15 protein-coding genes and 1 tRNA gene are annotated in these 16993 nt (G+C 75.1%); 6 read left to right on the top strand and 10 right to left on the bottom strand.

The features are described 5' to 3' along the window. Window positions 1-1219: 1219 nt before the first annotated feature. Window positions 1220-3718 (bottom strand): AAA family ATPase, encoded by a 2499-nt coding sequence (locus tag C892_RS32775; protein WP_017556475.1) that lies wholly within the window; start codon window positions 3716-3718, stop codon window positions 1220-1222. A 1685-nt stretch (window positions 3719-5403) separates the two neighbouring features. Between C892_RS32775 and C892_RS0105960 the strand changes: the two genes are divergently transcribed. Next, complete coding sequence (locus tag C892_RS0105960) at window positions 5404-6405, top strand: NAD(P)H-quinone oxidoreductase (protein ID WP_017556476.1); 1002 nt, start codon at window positions 5404-5406, stop codon at window positions 6403-6405. 56 nt (window positions 6406-6461) lie between these two features. Then, a complete protein-coding gene (locus tag C892_RS0105965) occupies window positions 6462-6992 on the top strand; it encodes a bacterial proteasome activator family protein (RefSeq protein WP_017556477.1) in 531 nt (176 codons plus the stop codon). A gap of 102 nt (window positions 6993-7094) precedes the next feature. Here C892_RS0105965 and serS read toward each other — a convergent pair whose 3' ends face one another. Next, window positions 7095-8360, bottom strand: a complete 1266-nt coding sequence (gene serS, locus C892_RS0105970) for a serine--tRNA ligase (RefSeq protein WP_017556478.1) — start codon at window positions 8358-8360, stop codon at window positions 7095-7097. 58 nt (window positions 8361-8418) lie between these two features. Here serS and C892_RS0105975 point away from each other — a divergent pair, with 58 nt between their 5' ends. Next, window positions 8419-9084, top strand: coding sequence for a GNAT family N-acetyltransferase (locus C892_RS0105975; protein WP_017556479.1), 666 nt, complete (start codon window positions 8419-8421; stop codon window positions 9082-9084). Window positions 9085-9156: 72 nt separating this feature from the next. After that, entirely contained in the window at window positions 9157-9330 is a 174-nt protein-coding gene (locus C892_RS31730) for a hypothetical protein (RefSeq protein ID WP_017556480.1), read from the top strand. Window positions 9331-9361: 31 nt separating this feature from the next. Here the strand turns inward: C892_RS31730 and pheA are convergent, their stop codons facing one another. The 7 genes from pheA to C892_RS0106015 all read right to left on the bottom strand — a co-directional run bounded on the left by pheA (window position 9362) and on the right by C892_RS0106015 (window position 15117). Continuing rightward, window positions 9362-10303 (bottom strand): prephenate dehydratase, encoded by a 942-nt coding sequence (gene pheA, locus C892_RS0105985; RefSeq protein WP_017556481.1) that lies wholly within the window; start codon window positions 10301-10303, stop codon window positions 9362-9364. A 10-nt stretch (window positions 10304-10313) separates the two neighbouring features. Beyond that, entirely contained in the window at window positions 10314-10802 is a 489-nt protein-coding gene (locus C892_RS0105990) for a DUF4446 family protein (protein WP_239647271.1), read from the bottom strand. 39 nt (window positions 10803-10841) lie between these two features. Continuing rightward, window positions 10842-11669: a glycosyltransferase gene (locus C892_RS0105995; RefSeq protein WP_026124161.1), complete on the bottom strand. Its 828-nt coding sequence runs from the start codon at window positions 11667-11669 to the stop codon at window positions 10842-10844. 26 nt (window positions 11670-11695) lie between these two features. Beyond that, on the bottom strand, window positions 11696-12049 hold the full coding sequence (locus C892_RS0106000) for an STAS domain-containing protein (protein WP_193374741.1): 354 nt from the start codon (window positions 12047-12049) through the stop codon (window positions 11696-11698). A gap of 117 nt (window positions 12050-12166) precedes the next feature. Further along, a complete protein-coding gene (locus C892_RS0106005; protein ID WP_239647272.1) occupies window positions 12167-12724 on the bottom strand; it encodes an ATP-binding protein in 558 nt (185 codons plus the stop codon). A gap of 79 nt (window positions 12725-12803) precedes the next feature. Beyond that, window positions 12804-14744, bottom strand: coding sequence for a PAS domain S-box protein (locus C892_RS0106010; protein ID WP_017556483.1), 1941 nt, complete (start codon window positions 14742-14744; stop codon window positions 12804-12806). 40 nt (window positions 14745-14784) lie between these two features. Beyond that, a complete protein-coding gene (locus C892_RS0106015; RefSeq protein WP_017556484.1) occupies window positions 14785-15117 on the bottom strand; it encodes a rhodanese-like domain-containing protein in 333 nt (110 codons plus the stop codon). A gap of 105 nt (window positions 15118-15222) precedes the next feature. Between C892_RS0106015 and C892_RS0106020 the strand changes: the two genes are divergently transcribed. Beyond that, window positions 15223-15681 carry an SSI family serine proteinase inhibitor gene (locus C892_RS0106020; RefSeq protein ID WP_017556485.1) on the top strand — a complete coding sequence of 153 codons (459 nt, stop codon included), beginning with the start codon at window positions 15223-15225 and terminating at the stop codon, window positions 15679-15681. A 79-nt stretch (window positions 15682-15760) separates the two neighbouring features. On the opposite strand, the gene C892_RS0106025 is transcribed toward C892_RS0106020, so the two are convergent. After that, window positions 15761-15843 (bottom strand) — tRNA-Leu (locus C892_RS0106025). A gap of 236 nt (window positions 15844-16079) precedes the next feature. Between C892_RS0106025 and C892_RS0106030 the strand changes: the two genes are divergently transcribed. Beyond that, window positions 16080-16841: an FHA domain-containing protein gene (locus tag C892_RS0106030; RefSeq protein ID WP_449406514.1), complete on the top strand. Its 762-nt coding sequence runs from the start codon at window positions 16080-16082 to the stop codon at window positions 16839-16841. Window positions 16842-16993: the final 152 nt, after the last annotated feature.

Below are 16993 nucleotides of genomic sequence, written 5' to 3' on the forward strand. Positions count from 1 at the left end.
GCCACTCGCGGTCCGGCAACAGCAGCAACGGAACGGCAGGTTCCCCGCTCACGGCCCCCGGCCGGGCGGCGGCTCGTCGGGGCGAAAGGGGGGGGAGGGCGGCGACGAGCAGGAGGGGCGGTTCCCCTGGCCTGCCGGTCGGCCGCCGGGCCGCTCGCGGTCCGGCAACAGCGGCAACGACGGCGCAGGCTGGTACCCCGCTCATGGGCCCCGGCCGGGCATCGGGCCGCCGGAGTGCGGGGAGATGGGCGGCGGCGGAACGGCAGGTACCCCGCCCACGCCTGCCGGCCGGGTGCCGGGCCGCCGGGGCGAAAGGGGGGAAGGCGGCGACGAAGCGGGGCGGCTCCCCGGTGTCGCAGGTCGGCCGCCGGGGGCCTGCCGCCCCCCGGGGGCACTGCCTGCCGCCCGCACCGACACCCCCGTTGATCTCGGGAAAGTCGGGGTAATACCGGCCGGTATTACCCCGACTTTCCCGAGATCAACGACAAGGAAGGCAGCGCGCACCCGGGGCGGGGCCGCCGATCACGCCGCAGCGGCCGCACCGCTCACAAGGACGCAGCCGAAAGCTCCACCACCCCAGCGGACACGACCCCGCGCCCATTCGTCGCTACCCATCTCCCTGCACCCCGGCGGCCCGCCGCCCGGCCGACAGGCGCGAGCGGGGTATCCGCTGGGCCGTCGCCGCCTCCATCCCGCACCACCGACCAACCGGCAGCCGACCGGCAACACCGGGGAACCGCCCATCCTCGTCGTCGCGGCCCCTCCCCTGCACCGAAGGGCCCCGGCGCCCGGCAGGCAGCCCGGAGCGGGGAACCAGCCGTCCCGTCGTCGCCGCTGTTCCCGGACCGCGAGAGGCCCGCCGCCCGACAGCGCTACCGTGCGGGCCGCCGGCCTTCGTCGTCGCTGCTGCTTCACCCACCCCGATTGCGAGATGCCTGCGGTCGACAACCAGGCCCGGGGAACGGCCCACCTCGTCTCACCTGTCTTGCCGCTGTCCTTCTCCAAGCCCGTGGAGTCCGCCCTCTGGCCCCCGGGAACCGGGGGGCCGCCCTTGCGACAGGGGCAGGACCACGGGGCGGCGGCCCCTCGCGATGGGGGTGGAGCCGGGGAACCGGCCCCTGCGGGCGGCAGACCCGCAGATGACCCCGACCGGGTGACAAGACGACGCCGCCCGGGCGCCTGATCGTTCGGGCGGCCCGGGCGGCGTGCGGTCCGGCGGTCAGCGGGGCCAGGCGAAGGCCTCGCCGACCGTGGCGCCGAGCCGCAGGTAGGAGTCACGGGTGCCCGGAGCCAACCGGTCCAGGTCGACCTCGGCGCCCTCCTCCAGGTGGGGGTCCCAGGGCACCCGCACCACGGCCCGGCAGCGGCTGGCGAAGTGCTGCTCCAACCGGTCCAGGTCGACGCTGCTCTTCCCGCTCGTGCGCACCATCGACAGCACGACCACGGCGCCGCGCACCAGGTAGCCGTACTCGTGCGCCTCCAGCCAGTCCAGGGTGGCGCTGGCGCTGCGGGCCCCGTCCACGGACGGCGAGCTGACCAGGACCACCTGGTCGGCCAGGCCCAGCACGCCCCGCATCGCCGAGTGCAGCAGACCGGTGCCGCAGTCGGTGATGCAGATGGAGTAGTAGTGCTCCAGCAGGCGGGAGACCTCGCGGTAGTCGTTCTCGCTGAAGGCCTCGGAGACCGCGGGGTCGCGGTCGGAGGCCAGGATCTCCAGCCGGCTCAGCGCCTGGGAGGTGAACCCGCGGATGTCGGCGTACCGGGTGATGGTGTGCCGCTCGTTGAGCAGGTCCCGGATGGTGGCCGCGGTCTCCAGGCGCACCTTGTCCGAGAGCGTGCCCCGGTCGGGGTTGGCGTCGACCGCCAGGATGCGGTCCCCGCGCAGCGAAGCGAGCATCGACCCGAGCGCCACGGTCGTGGTCGTCTTGCCGACACCGCCCTTCAGACTGAGTACCGCCACCCGGTGGTGGCCGCCGGCCACGTGCGTACGCGCGCGGGCCACCAGTTCGTTGCGGCGCTTCTCGTCCGCGGACTCCCCCGGGTTGACCAGGCCGAAGGAGGCGGCGTGCACGGCGCGGCGCCACCCCCTCCCGGGCTTGCGCCTGGGAGGCCCGCCGCGCACCAGCGAGGCCGCGTCGAGTTCCTCGGCGCTCCCCGCCTGCTGCTGCCCCGCGACCTCGGGGTAGGCGGCGTAACCCTGCTGCGGCTGCTGGTAGGGCTGCTGGGCCCCGGTGTAGGGGCCGTACGGCGACGCGGGAGGACCCTGCTGCGCAGGCGCGCCCCACTGCCCCTGCTGGGTGTGGTCCTGCACGGGCTGAGGCCCGGTGCCATAAGCACCGGCGGCGGGGTACCCCTGCTCCGCAGGAGCGTACGGGTCGGCCTGAGCCTCCCACTGGCCAGGCTGCTGGTGCGCCGCCTGCTGGGGCCCGGTGCCATAAGCACCGGCGGCGGGATATCCCTGCTCCGCAGGAGCGTACGGGTCGGCCTGAGCCTCCCACTGGCCAGGCTGCTGGTGCGCCGCCTGCTGGGGCCCGGTGCCATAAGCACCGGCATACGGCTGGCCCTGCTCGGCTCCCCAGGCGGGAGCCTGGCCGCCTTGGCCTGCCGCTCCATAGCCGGGCGCGTACGGCTGTCGGGGCGCCCATTGCCCAGGCTGCTCCTGGCCGGCGACGGGCGCCTGACCGTACGCCTGCTCCTGGGGATACGCCTGCTCCCACTGCTGGGCCCCGTCGGGGGCAGCACCGTAAGGCGCCTCCCCCTGCACAGGCGGCTGGGGGCCGGTGCCGTAGGCACCGGCCGGAGCGTACGGATCATCCTGCCCGTACACCCCCTCGCCAGCACCGCCATACGACGCCTCACCCTGCACAGGCGCCTGAGGGCCCGTCCCGTAGGCGCCCACGGGCGGCTGCCCCTGCTCAGGGCCCCACCCATAAGCCTGCGGTTCCTGGCCGACCGCCGTTTCGGGAGCGGCTCCGAAACCCTGCTCCCACTGCTGAGCCCCGTCGGGGACAGCGCCATACGACGCCTCCCCCTGCACAGGCGCCTGAGGACCGGTCCCATAGGCGTCCACGGGCGGCTGATACTGCCCGTACGCCCCTTCCGCCCCCTGGGCGACACCGTCACCGTGAACCGGCGCCTGCGGCCCGGTTCCATAGGCGTCCTCCGCCGGACGCCCTTGGGCGTCCCAGGGCTGCGGCTGACCGTACTGTTCCTGAACGCCTTCGACGACGGACGGGGCACCCGGTTCCTGGGCATGGGCCGACTGAGGCCCCGTCCCGAACGCCCCTTCCGGAGCCGGTCCGGCGACCTCGTCGACCGCGTCCTCCCGCCCAGGGGCGGCCACCAGACCGGGGTCGGAGGCCACGGTCCTGTCGGCCGCGTCGTCGGCCCACGCCTCGGGGGGCGTCCCCTCACGCGAGTCCTGGGGCGCCTGGCCGGACTGGGCGGCGGACGGGAATTCGCTCCACTGCTCGTCCACCGGCCGCTCCGGGACGCCCGGAGAAGCCGCGGAGGCCGTGGCATCCGGAGCGCCCGAGGCGTCCGGTTCGAACCGCACGGTCGTCTCGGGCTCGCCGCCGTCGTCGTCGGGCAGCGGCGCCGCGTCGGGCAGGTCCGGGAGCGGCGCCTCCGCCTCCTCGGCCACCGCCTCCTCGGGGGCGGCGTCCGCCACGGGCGTCTCCCCGGTCCGCTCGGGCCCGTCCGTCTCGGAACCGGGCACACCGGTTTCCGCCCCTTCCGCGCCTTCTGCCGGACCGGGGGCGGACGCGGCGAGTGGGGGAAGCTGCTCCGGTTCGGGAACCTCGTCCCCGCCGCGCCTATCGAACGCGGGCACGGCTCCGGTGCCCGCGGCGCCGTCGGGCGCGGGCGGAGCGGCCTGCGCGGGCGGGGCCGTCGGAGCGGCCTGCGCCTGCGGGGCCTGGGGCGGCTGGGGCGCCTGGGGGTGCTGGGGCGCCTGTGGGTGCGGGTGCTGCGGCACCTGCCCCTGGGGCCCTTGCTGCCCGTGCGGTCCCTGCGGCGCCCCCTGGCCCTGCTGGGGCCCAGGAGGCATCGGCGGCCGCTGCTGCCCGTGCGGCCCGTGGGGCGGCTGCGCGGGCGGGCGCCCCTGCTGGGCGGGGCCGCCCTGCGGCGGGCCGTACGGCGGACGCGGGGGGCCGGGCGGCCCCTGCGGCGGGCGCCCGCCCGGAGGCCCCTGCGGCGGCGCTGCGTGCGGCCCCTGGGGCGGCCGCGGCGGCTGCGCCCCCTGCGGTGCCTGCGGGTGCGGCCCCTGCTGGGGGCCCGGCCGGGGGGCGGGTCGCTGCGCGCCCTGCGGCGCGCTCTGCTGCGGGCCCTGGGGCGGACCGGGCGGGGCGGTGGGGCGCTGCGGCGGCGCACCGTGCGGCGCGTTGCTCGGCGGCCCGGGAGGCGGGGTCTGCCGCGGGTTGTTCGGCGCGTTCGGTGGTGCGTGCGGGGGCGCGTTCGGCGGCACCGGCTGTGTGTACGGGCTCTGCGGCGCCTGGTGCGGCCCCGGGGCGCCGCCGTTGAACGGTGCGCGATCGCCGGGTGCGGAGTCCGGCCCGGGGGGCGGCCCGGCCTGCGGCCCCGACGGCGGCCCCGACTGCGGAGCGGGCTCCTGCGCCGCGACCGCCTCCTCCGGTTCGCCCTGCGCGTCCTGCGCCTCCTGCACGGGCTGCGGCTGCGGAGCTCCCTGGGGGTGGGGGGCCCAGGGCTGCTGCGGGGCGGGCGCTCCGGCCGCGGGTTCGGGGGCCGGGTCGGCGGGCGGTTCGGGCGCGGGCTCGGGGTACACGGGCGCGGGCGCCTCGGGGCCCGCGCCGCTGGGAACGGCGTAGGGCGGGGGCGGCGGCGCGCCCCCGTCGAGGGCGTACGGCGGGGGAGGGAGCATCCCCCCGTCGCCGAACCACTGGCCGGTCCCCTCCTCGGGCGACCAGCCGTGGCCGTCGACGTCGTCCCCCGGCACGGCGCCCGCCCCATGGTCACGCCCGTCCTCCGGCGGACGCGGAGTGCGGGGCTCCGGACCGTCGTGATCTCTCTGTGCCACGGAGGTTCTCCTCAAAACGCGTTTCAGGGGGCGTGAATGTGCAGCGCCGGGGCCGAGACCCGCGGGGGGTCAGAGGAAGCGGACGATTCGGACACCCAGCGTCGTCGGTTTTCTCACCTCAGTCAACAAAGATAAAACCCAGCGGCAGCGGCACGGCGCGCGCCCCGATCCGCACTCGCCTCCCCCTGTACGACAGGGGTTGCCGCAGCCGTGGTTCGCACCGTCTCGGCCCCCTCCCCCTTCGACGCGCCCCCGCCCCGCCCGGATCCCCGCGGGCGGACGCCCTGCGGGCGCGGCCTGCGGAAGGCCGGAAGATCACGCTCCGCCGCGCTGTCCACCACCCGTCCGGGGTGGGTAGCTTTCCTTGCATGCGCGCGATCGAGATCAGTGAGCCCGGCTCCCCCGACGTCCTGTCCTGGAACGAGGTCCCCGACCCGGTCCCCGGTCCGGGCGAGGTCCTCGTCGACGTCGCGGCGAGCGCGGTCAACCGGGCCGACGTCAACCAGCGCCAGGGCAGCTACCCGCCGCCCCCCGGCGCCCCCGTCTACCCCGGCCTGGAGTGCTCCGGGCACATCGCCGCCCTGGGCCCCGGCACCGAGGGCACGGGCCACGGCGTCGGCGACCCGGTCTGCGCCCTGCTCGCCGGCGGCGGCTACGCCGAGCGGGTGGCCGTCCCCGCCGGCCAGCTGCTGCGCGTGCCCCGGGGGATCGGCCTCGCGGAGGCCGCGGCGCTCCCCGAGGCCGCGGCGACCGTGTGGTCCAACGTGTTCATGGTGGGCGGACTGGCCGCCGGCGAGACCCTGCTGGTCCACGGCGGCGGAAGCGGCATCGGCACCTTCGCGATCCAGCTGGCCCGCGCCCGGGGCGCCCGGGTGGTCACCACCGTCGGCGGCCCGGAGAAGGCCGAGCGCTGCCGCGAGCTGGGCGCCGACGCCGTCATCGACTACCGCACCGAGGACTTCCCGGCCCGCGTCAAGGAGGAGACCGGCGGCGCGGGCGCCGACGTCGTGCTCGACATCATGGGCGCCTCCTACCTCGACCCCAACCTGCGGTCGCTGAACGTGGGCGGCCGCCTGGTGGTCATCGGCCTGATGGGCGGCCGCAAGGCCGAACTGGACCTGGGGCGGATGCTGGTCAAGCGCCAGTCGGTGCACGCGACCACGCTGCGCTCCCGCCCCGTGGAGGAGAAGGCGGGTATCGTCGCGGGCGTGGCCGAGCACGTCTGGCCGCTCGTCGAGGAGGGCGCCGTGCGGCCGATCGTCGACCGGACCCTGCCGCTGCCCCAGGCGGCGGAGGCGCACCGCATCATGGAGTCCGGCGCCCACGTCGGCAAGATCGTGCTCACCGCCGACCACCGGGGCACCGCCTGACACCGGCCCCGGGGGGACACACCCCGCGTACGACCATCCGCGAGTGAGGGTTTGCGATGAACAACGGATTCAGCGAAGAGGAGCAGCCGCAGGTGCTGATCGTGGGGCCCGGCGGCGCAGGCGGCCAGGACGGCGCCGAGGGGGCGGAGTCCGGCGAGGGCGGGGAGCAGCGCCCGCTCAGTGAGATGGTGGAGCAGCCCGCCAAGGTCATGCGCATCGGCAGCATGATCCGCCAGCTCCTCGAAGAGGTGAAGGCCGCCCCGCTGGACGAGGCCAGCCGCAACCGCCTCCGGGAGATCCACGCCAACTCGGTCAAGGAGCTGGAGGACGGCCTGGCGCCGGAGCTGGTGGAGGAGCTGGAGCGGCTGACGCTGCCCTTCACCGACGGCAACACCCCGAGCGAGCCCGAGCTGCGCATCGCCCAGGCGCAGCTCGTCGGCTGGCTGGAGGGCCTGTTCCACGGCATCCAGACGACCCTGTTCGCCCAGCAGATGGCGGCCCGGGCCCAGCTGGAGAACATGCGCAAGGCGCTGCCGCACGGCCAGGAGGCGCAGGGGCCCAACCCGGGATCGGGTCCCTACCTGTAGGCGCACCCAGGCGCACGGAGGCACGACGAGAGGGGCCGGTCCCGCGGGACCGGCCCCTCTCCTGCCCGCCGTGTGCCGCGTGTGCTGTGCGCACCCCGGCGCTCAGCCCTTCACGGGCTCCAGCACGTCCAGGCCGACGTAGGGGCGCAGCGCCTCCGGCACCACGACCGACCCGTCGGCGCGCTGGTGGTTCTCCAGGATCGCCACGATCCACCGGGTGGTGGCCAGCGTCCCGTTGAGGGTGGCGGCGAACCGCGGCCTGCCGTCCTCGTCCCGGTAGCGGACGTCGAGCCGCCGGGCCTGGAACTCGGTGCAGTTGGAGGTGGAGGTCAGCTCCCGGTAGCGCCCCTGGGTGGGGATCCACGCCTCGCAGTCGTACTTGCGCGCCGCGCTGGTGCCCAGGTCGGCGCCGGCGATGTCCACCACCCGGTAGGGCAGCTCCAGCAGGTCGAGCATCTCCCGCTCCCGGGCGAGCAGCCGCAGGTGCTCCTCGTGGGCGTCCTCGGGCCGGGTGTAGACGAACATCTCGACCTTGTTGAACTGGTGCACCCGGATGATGCCGCGGGTGTCCTTGCCGTAGGAGCCGGCCTCGCGGCGGAAGCAGGAGGACCACCCGGCGTAGCGCAGCGGGAAGGACCCCGACTCCAGGATCTCCCCGGCGTGGTACCCGGCCAGCGGCACCTCGGAGGTGCCCACCAGGTACTGGTCGTCGGCCGCGAGGTGGTACACCTCGTCGGAGTGCTCCCCCAGGAAGCCGGTGCCCTCCATGGTCTCGGGCTTGACCAGCACCGGCGGCACCATCGGGGTGAAGCCGCCCGCGATGGCCCGCTGCAGGGCCATGTTGAGCAGCCCCAGCTCCAGGCGGGCGCCGGGGCCGGTGAGGAAGTAGAAGCGCGCGCCCGACACCTTGGCGCCGCGCTCGGTGTCGATGGCGCCGAGCATCTCGCCCAGCTCCAGGTGGTCGCGGGGGGTGAAGTCGAACTCGCGGGGGGTTCCGGACTCCTCCATCACCACGAAGTCGTCGACGCCGCCCGCGGGCGCGCCCTCCTCCACGATGTTGGGGACCCCGGCCAGCACCCGGTCGAGCTCCCCGGCCAGGCGCCCGGCCTCGGCGTCGGCCTCCTTGACGTCCGCGGCCAGGCCCTTGGCCTTGGCGAGCAGCTCCTCGCGCTCCTCGGGCGCGGCCTTGGAGACCGACTTGCCCACGCTCTTCTGCTCGGCCCGCAGGGACTCGAAGCGGGACAGGGCCGATCGGCGGGCCGAGTCCAGCTCCAGCAGGCGGTCGACGACGGCGTCGTCTTCGCCGCGGGCCCGCTGCGAGGCGCGGAGGCGGTCAGGGTCGTCTCGGAGAGCACGGAGGTCGATCACGTGTGCAGGGTACCGCCCCGGCGGCCGCGCCGTCCGCCGACGGTGCGACGATCATGCGATGGACCTGGCGAACTGGCCCCTGTACGGCCTGCGGATCACCACGCCCCGGCTGGAACTGCGCCTTCCGGACCTGGAGGAGCTGGACGCGCTCGCCTCGGTGGCGGCCGGAGGCGTGCACGATCCGGAGCGCATGCCCTTCCGCACACCGTGGACCGACGCCCCGCCGGCCGAGCGCGCCCGCAGCGTCCTCACCTACTTCTGGAAGGCGCAGGCCGAGTGGCGCCCCGAGGACTGGAGACTGCAGCTGACCGTCTTCGCGGACGGGTCCCCCGTGGGCATCCAGGAGATCGCCGCCACGGACTTCGCCGTGGTGCGGGAGGTCTCCACCGGCTCCTGGCTGGGCCTGCCCCACCAGGGCCGGGGGCTGGGCACCGAGATGCGCGCGGCCGTGCTCCACCTGGCCTTCGCCGGCCTGGGCGCCCGGACGGCGCGCACCGCCGTCCTGGACGGCGGCGCCGCATCGCGCAGGATCACCGAGCGGCTGGGCTACCGGTCCGACGGGGCGGACCGCGTCGCCGTGCGGGGCACCGCCCGCACCGAGGAGCGGTTCGTGCTCGACCGGGCGGCGTGGCAGTCCCACCGCCGGGTCGAGGCGCATGCCGAGGGGGTCGCCGCCTGCGCCGCGATGCTCGGCGCGGAAAAAATCCCCGAATCCGCGTCATAGGCCGCGGGTAGCCGGGTCTCTACCGGTGACGGCGGGTCCGGACCGCCCCGCCGGTAGAGGAGGAGGGACCCGATGACCCTGACCTGGCCGATGAAGCCCCTCGGCGCCATGACCGCCGCCGAGCTCCTGGCCGCGCTGGAGCAGCTCGACTCCGTGGCGCCCGACGACGAGGCCCTGGAGGCCGCCGTGCGCGCCGAGCTGATGCGCGCGATGCACACCGATCGCGCGGTGGGGCCGCAGGCCTGACCGCGGGCGCGCGGGCCGGGGCGCCGTCTCTTCAGACCCGGCCCGCGCGGATGTCCTCCAGCCACCGCGCCGCCTCCTGGAAGTCGGCCTCGGTGGTGCGGGCCGGCAGGAACGGCGTCAGGTCGGCGGACTCGTCCGCGCGCGGGTAGCTGCCCAGGAAGCGCACGTCGGTGCAGATGCGGCGCAGGCCCATCAGCGCCTCGCCGACCGCCGCGTCGGCGACGTGCCCGTCGGCGTCCACGCAGAAGCAGTACCGGCCCAGCCCGTCGCCGGTGGGGCGGGACTCCAGCCGGGTCAGGTTGACCCCGCGCACCGCGAACTGGTCGAGCAGCTCGGCCAGCGCGCCGGCGTGGTCGTCGGACAGGAACGCGACCAGCGAGGTGCGGTCGGCACCGGTCGGCGGGGGCGGCGGCCCGGGGCGGGACAGCTGCACGAAGCGGGTGGCCGCCTCGGCCCGGTCGCCGATGCCCGCGGCCAGGGCGGCCAGCCCGTAGCGCTCGCCGGCGATGCGGGCGCAGATGGCCGCGTCGTAGGGCGAGCCGGGCTCGGCGACCGACTGCGCCGCTGCGGCGGTAGAGGAGACGGTGTGCGCCTCGGCGTCCGGCAGGTGCGCCGCCAGCCAGCGGCGGCACTGGGCCAGCGCGTGCGGGTGGGTGGCCACCCGCTTGACGTCGCCGACCGCCGCGCCCGGGCGGCCGAACAGGGTGAACTCCACCGGGACCGCCACCTCGGCGGTGATCAGCAGGGGGTCGCCGTTGATCAGCTCGGCCATGGTGGTGGGCACCCCGCCCTCCACCGAGTTCTCCAGGGGCACCACCCCGGCGTCGGCCTCGCCGCGGCGCACCGCGCCGAAGACCGCGTCCACCCCCGCGCAGGGGAGCAGGGCGGCGTCGGCGGCGTCGGGCCGCAGCGCCCGCAGGGCGGCTTCGGTGAAGGTGCCCTCGGGGCCGAGGTAGGCGTAGCGGTTCGGCATGACTCGCAGGTTACCCCCGGGACCGCGGCGGCCCCGCGGGGCGCGCGCCGGGGACCAGGGTGCGGACGGCGCCGGAGTCCTCGGGCGCCGGGAAGGCGCCGCCGGCCTCCGGGTGCCGGCCCAGTCGGGCGGTGCGGATCGCCCGGTACTCCTCGGGCGAGAGCTCTTCGGCGGCGTCCCCGCCGCGCACCGCCTTGGCGTAGGTGCGCGACTCGGTGCGCCCGTTGATCGAGGTGACGACGATGCCGTCGCCGGCCGCGTTGAGCAGCGCGAGGGAGAAGGACCGGGCGCCGGACATCTCCTCCAGCGCGTCGTAGCGGACCACGCCGACGTCCCGGATCGCCCGGACGTCGACGCCGCTGCCTTCGGGAAGCAGGCGGTGCACCAGGTCGCGGCAGTCGTCGGCGGCCCTGCGGGTGCGCCAGAGCGCGTACCCGCCGACCGCCAGCCCGCCCAGGCCCGCCAGTACGCCGATCGCGGCGAGGAGCGAAGTCAACACGCTGCGAGCGTACCGCCACGGCACGCTCATGGAGCATGACTACTCGTAATCTCTACGGCGACTTTGCTGGATTTTTCGCGAAACGGACCTTATGGTCGCCGACGCCTCCCGGCCGGTGCGGCGCAGCCTCCGGGCCAGCGCCGGGGCCAGCTCCCGGGCGGCCAGCGCCCGCGCCACGTCGGTGAACTGCCGGGCCCGGTGCACCTGGGCCCGCAGGTCGGTGCCGGTGGCCCGGTGCTCCAGCGGCACCTCCACCTCCACCACCCGCAGGCCGGCGTGGAGCACGTCGATGGTCAGCCCGGTCTCCACCCCGAACCCGTGCGCCAGCGGCAGCGCGGACTCGAAGGCGGCGCGGGTCAGGCAGCGCTGCCCGTTCAGCGGCTGCTCGGGCTCCCAGCCGGTGGCCCGGCGGATGCCGTCCCGGGCCAGCCGCACCACGAAGCCGTGGCCGCCCAGCCGCATCCGGGTGGCGGGGAACAGGGCGACGGCCATGTCGGCCTCGCCGCGCTCGACCGGCCCGATCAGCGGGACGGCCCCGGAGGCGGTGGCGCCCAGGTCGGCGTCGAGGAAGAGCAGGTGGCGGTGGCGGGGCGCCCCCTCGGCGGTGCCGGCCTCGAGCAGCCGCACCCCTTCGGCGCCGCTCTCCATGGCCGCGCCCTTGCCCCGGTTGCGGGAGTGCCGCAGCACCCGCGCGCCGGCCGCCAGCGCCGCCTCGGCGGTCGCGTCGGCCGATCCGTCGTCCACGACCACGACCAGGTCCACGCCGGGGAGTCCGCGCACCGCGCGCACGGTGGCGCCGATGCGGTCGGCCTCGTCCTTGGCGGCGATCACGGCCGCGACCCCCGGCCCATGCGGAGCACTGCCCATCGGTGCCCCTCCGAAAAGGTGAGCGGTCAGTTGTGCGCGGAAGAGGGCGCCAGGGGGAGTCCGTCGGTGGAGTCGATGACGGTGAAGACCCCGTCCAGACCCGTGACCTCGAGGATCTTGGTCACCGCCGGCCGCGGGGCGGCCAGCTCCAGGTCGCCGCCCTTCTCCCGGGAGCGCTTCATGCCCGACAGCAGCACGTTCATGCCCGTGGAGTCGCAGAACTCCACCCCGGACATGTCCACGACGAGCCGGTGGGCCCCGTCGTCGAGCGCGTCGACGAGCGCGCTGTGCAGCTGCGGTGCCGTGTACAGGTCGACCTCACCGCGGACGGTTACCACCGCGCAATCCGCGTGAGACTGACTCGATATCTTCAACTCCACAGTCGTGACTGTAGCGGCACGGCGCGGACCTGGCCACCTGGTGACCGGTGTTTCGCCACTTGACGTCCATCCGGGGCCGAAGGCCCGGGATCGCCCGATACGGGATTCGGCCCCGTCTCAGCCGGACATCACGCGCGTCCGGGAGGAGACGAGCGCCGAGGCCTCGCCGTCCCGCCCGGCGCCCAGCTCCAGGACGGCCCACACCGTGGTGACCGCCCCGTCGACCTCGGTCCCCCAGCGGCGCGCGAGCTGCTCCACGATGCCCAGCCCCCGGCCTCCGAGCGCGGAGGGGGAGGGGCGGGCGATCCGGGGCAGCGTGGGCGCGCCGCCGTCGCACACCCGGATCTCCAGGCGGACCCCGCCCGCAGGGGCGTCCGCCACCTCCCAGCCCACCTGCACGGAGTCGGGAGGGAAAGGCGGAGGCAGCGGGGAGGCGTGCCTCAGGGCGTTGCTGAGCAGCTCGCTGAGCACCAGGGCGGCGTCGTTGACGCACGGGGCCTCCAGGCCGCCGTCCTCCAGCTCGGCACAGAGCCGCTGCCGCGCGCTGGTGACGCTCGACGGCGCATAGGGAACGATCACCGCCTTCGCCATGTCGTCCTCCCGTACCTCGCCCCGCTCACCGGCGGCACAGCAGCCGTCCATCACGCGCCCCGTCTCCCGAAGAACTCGGTACATCTTTCGCCGGTTATCGGCAAAGCATCGGCTTTGAAGCCCGCCAGGGCCGAAATGCCCCGTTCACCGGGGAGGGAAACACTCAGCGCCCCTGGTCCGGGCCCGCGTCCGACTCCGGCCGCGATGCGGTTCGGACCGAAACCCCGCCCTCTCCGGCACTGTCGTCCGCCGCCCCGTCCCGCGAGGACGCCGAATGTAATGTGAGTCTCATCCGCGCCCCAATAGGGCGCGAATCCGCGGTGACGTCCCCGCCCTGCGCGCGCGCCAGCCGGCGCACGATGTACAGACCCAGGCCGATCCCGCCGAAACGCCGACGGTCCCCCGCATCGCCCTGTACGAAGCGCCCGAAGATGCGCTCCTCGTCGCCGGGGGCGATGCCCACCCCCTCGTCCTCGACGTCCACCACCAGGAGGCCGCCGTCGGCCCGGGCCACCATCCGCACGCTGCCGCCGTCGGGGGAGTACTTGAACGCGTTCTCCAGCAGCTGCCCCACGATCACGTCGGTGGCCACCGGGTCGCCGAGCGCCGCCGGCAGCCGGTCGGGCGCCTCGAGGCGGAGCGTGTGGCGCGCGGAGAAAGAGGAGAAGGCCCCGGCGGCCTCGTCCAGCAGCCGGCGCAGGTCGAACTCCTCGGCCCCGACCCGCAGGTCGCCCTCGGCCGCCGCGCCCAGCAGCAGGTTCTCCACCAGCCGCGCCAGCACCGAGGAGCGCTCGGCGATGGTGCGCACCGCGTCCTTGCGGGCCGCGTCGTCCAGCTGCTCCCAGCGCTGCACCAGCGTCCCGGCGAACCCCTGGACCACGGTGACCGGGGTGCGCAGCTCGTGCCCGGCCGTGGCCATGAAGAGGTCCTTCTCCTCTTCCAGCTCCTTGGCCTGGGTGATGTCCCGGAAGTCGACCACCCGCTCCTCGGTACCGCCGATCCCGGTCACCAGGATCTCCACCCACCGTCCCCCCGGAAGGCGGTGCCGCACCGACTCGCCCTCGCCCTCGGGGAGCGGGAACGGCGGCGGGCGCCCCGCCGCACGCGCCGGAGCGACCCCGGTGAGCTCGGCGGCGGCCCGGTTCCACTTGCGCACCCGGCCCCGGCCGTCCAGCACCGCGATGCCGTCGGCGCTGGACTCCACCACCGCGTGCTCCTTGGCCCGGCGACGCACCATCTCCTGGTAGGCCATGGCGTTGCCCAGGGCCACCCCGGCGTGCGCGGCCAGCAGCTCCAGCAGTTCCAGCTCCACGTGGCCGACCCTGCGCCCGCTGTACAGGGCGTAGAGCGCACCGTAGGGCCGGCCCTGCACCGAGGACACCCCCAGCGCGATGGTGTGCAGCCCGTCCAGGTCGGCCCAGATCAGGTCGTCGAGGCTGCCGTTGTCGTCGGTGGCCAGCAGCACCGACCGGCCGCTGCGCAGCAGCTCCCCGAACAGGCTCGACTCCAGCGGGGCGGTGTAGCCCTTCAGGTGCTCCGACAGGCCGCTCAGGCTGACCAGGCGCAGCCGGTCGCCCTCGATCAGCGCGAACCCCCCGGCGTCGGCGCCGGTCAGCTCGGCCAGGCTGCGGGCGATCCGGTCCAGCACCGCGCCCAGGTCCAGGTCGGCGTTGATGTCGGCGGCCACGTCGGTCAGCCGCCGCACCAGCCGGGCCCGCTCGGCCGCGTGCGAGCGCAGCTCCCCGTGGTCGCCGTCGCGGCGGAAGACCTGCAGCCAGCCGGCGCGCGCACCGTCCGCGCCGTGCAGCGGGCCGGTGTCGACCCGCACGTCCACCGCGGTGCCGTCGCGCCGCAGCCGCCGGGTCAGGATGGAGACCGGCCCCCCGGCGCGCGCCCGCTCCAGCACCGCGTGCTCCTCGGCGAGCAGTTCGGAGGGCACCATCGGGGCCGGCCGGCCCAGCGTCTCGGCGGCCGACCACCCGAAGAGACGTTCGGCCGCGGGGTTCCACGCCGCCACGCGCAGCCGCGCGTCCACGGCGACCATCGCGTCCGGGCAGGACGCCAGGACCGCGTCGGCGCTGAGCTCCAGGCCATCGGGGATCACCCGGCCATAGTGCCACCGCGCGGCCCGCGGATCACGCGGGTCAGGCGACCCGGGGCTCGGCCCCGCCCTCGGCCTCCATCGGGCGGCCCGCCAGCGCCCAGGCCTGCATGCCCCCGGCGACGTTGGCGGTCTTCCAGCCGGCCTCGTTGAGCGCCTGCACCGCCTGGGCGGAGCGGCCGCCGACCCGGCACACCACGTACACCTGGCGGTCCCGGGGCACCTCCCCGGCGCGCTGGGCGAGGTCGTGCAGCGGAATGTGCACCGCCTGGGGCGCGTGCCCGGCCCGCCACTCGTCCTGCTCCCGCACGTCCAGCACGTACCCGTCCTCGGGGACGGTGCCGACCTCGACCACGGGAACACTCTGCTCGAACACCTGGGGCTACCCCTCATCACGACGTCGGTTGGTCGGGGGCTCCGCACGGGCCCGAAACGAACCGAACGGATGGAACCGCTCCGTAGCGCCCCGCGTCCAAAGGGTATGCGCACGCACACCCTCGCGGCCGCGCTGGTCCGCTCAGGCGCGCTCGCCGCCGTGCTCGGCACGGCGGCCGCGTGCGGAGGGACCACGGTCACCGCGCCGGAAGACGGCCCCGACACCCCAAGCGCCCCGACGACCGAGCTGTCCATCGAGATCACCTACGCCGACGACCCGCCCGCCGAGGGCGACACCGACCCCAAGAGCTGGACCCTCACCTGCGGTCCCGCCGGAGGCGACCACCCCGACCCCGAGGCGGCCTGCGCCGACCTGGAGGAGGTGGGGGCCGAAGGGTTCGAGGAGGTCCCCGAGGACCAGGCCTGCACCTTCCAGATGGGCGGGCCGGAAGTGGCCGAGGTGAGCGGCCACGTGGGGGAGACCGAGGTCTCCACCGAGTTCGACAAGTCCGGCGGTTGCGAGATCGACCGCTACGAGGACATGGGGGCGGTGCTCGCCCCCTGATCCCCCTGTGATCACCGGCCCCGGACACGAGAAAGGGCCCCGTCCCCGGATCCGATCCGGGGACGGGGCCCTCCGTCTGTGGGCGAGGAGGGATTTGAACCCTCACGTCCTTTCGGACACACGGACCTGAACCGTGCGCGTCTACCGTTCCGCCACCCGCCCGAGTGACATATACATAAGGTGTCTCCAGTGGCCGGTGCTCGGGCTTTCCGGTGTTCCCGGCGCCGTCCGCCTGGCGACATGAATAAGGCTAGCACGGTTCCGGGACCGGTCCGCACACGTTTTCCGCCGGCCCCCCGACCCCCTCCGGAAGCGGTACGGCCGATGCACGTGAAACAGTGGACGCGGTTACCCGGTTACGATCGTTCTAGACCGGAGTGGAGTAAGGGAGGTACCTCGTGGGAGTGCTCCAACGCTTCGAGCGGCGCCTTGAAGGCATGATCGAAGGCACCTTCGCGCGGGCCTTCAAGTCCAAGCTCGAGCCCGTCGAGATCGCCAGCGCGGTGCAGCGTGAGATGGACGAACGGGCGGCCATCGTCGCCCAGGGGCGCACCCTGGTCCCCAACGACTTCATCGTCGAGCTCTCCGCCGCCGACAGCGAGCAGATGGAGGCCATGGCCGACAGCATCGGCCAGGAGCTGGCCAAGCTCGCCCGGGACTACGCCACCGAACAGGGCTACTCCTTCGTCGGACCGGTGCGCGTCCACTTCTCCTCCGACGCCGAGCTGCAGACGGGCCGCTTCCGCATCCGCTCCGGCGTGGTGCGCGGCTCCACCGTGGAGAGCGGCGAGATCCGCCGGCCCGTGGGCGACGCGCCGCGCGGCGCCGAGTCCGCCCCCGGCAAGCCCCGCCTGCTCATCTCCCCCGGGGGCGCCACCGCCGAGGGCAGCACCGCCGGCCAGGGCATGCAGCAGTCCTTCGAGCTCACCACTCCGGTCACCCTGCTGGGCCGGGGGACCGACTGCGACCTGCGGCTGGTGGACAACGGGGTCTCCCGGCACCACGCCGAGATCCGCCTGGAGGACGACGAGGCCGTGCTGGTCGACCTCGGCTCCACCAACGGCACCTTCGTCAACGGCCAGCAGGTGCGCCGGGTCGGGCTGGTCGACGGCACCCGCATCAGCCTGGGCCGCACCACCATGACCTTCCGCCGCGACTAGGCCGCGACCAGAGGCCGCACCCGCCCCGGCGGCAGAGCCGGTTCCCGGGAAAAAGAGCGAACCGAACGCGCTCCCGCCGCGTCTGTACGGGAGCGGAGCCCGCCGACGGAGGCCGGGCGGCCGAGACCATGGAGAGCAGAAGAGAGGGAACC

The organism is Nocardiopsis baichengensis YIM 90130 (assembly GCF_000341205.1).
Classification (GTDB): domain Bacteria; phylum Actinomycetota; class Actinomycetes; order Streptosporangiales; family Streptosporangiaceae; genus Nocardiopsis_A; species Nocardiopsis_A halophila.

Coding starts and splice junctions, on each gene's coding strand:
- C892_RS0106020 (WP_017556485.1), top strand. CDS start 15,223: ATGCGCACGCACACCCTCGCGGCCGCGCTGGTCCGCTCAGGCGCGCTC.
- C892_RS0105960 (WP_017556476.1), top strand. CDS start 5,404: ATGCGCGCGATCGAGATCAGTGAGCCCGGCTCCCCCGACGTCCTGTCC.
- C892_RS31730 (WP_017556480.1), top strand. CDS start 9,157: ATGACCCTGACCTGGCCGATGAAGCCCCTCGGCGCCATGACCGCCGCC.
- pheA (WP_017556481.1), bottom strand. CDS start 10,303: ATGCCGAACCGCTACGCCTACCTCGGCCCCGAGGGCACCTTCACCGAA.
- C892_RS0106005 (WP_239647272.1), bottom strand. CDS start 12,724: ATGTACCGAGTTCTTCGGGAGACGGGGCGCGTGATGGACGGCTGCTGT.
- C892_RS0105995 (WP_026124161.1), bottom strand. CDS start 11,669: ATGGGCAGTGCTCCGCATGGGCCGGGGGTCGCGGCCGTGATCGCCGCC.
- C892_RS0105965 (WP_017556477.1), top strand. CDS start 6,462: ATGAACAACGGATTCAGCGAAGAGGAGCAGCCGCAGGTGCTGATCGTG.
- C892_RS0105975 (WP_017556479.1), top strand. CDS start 8,419: ATGGACCTGGCGAACTGGCCCCTGTACGGCCTGCGGATCACCACGCCC.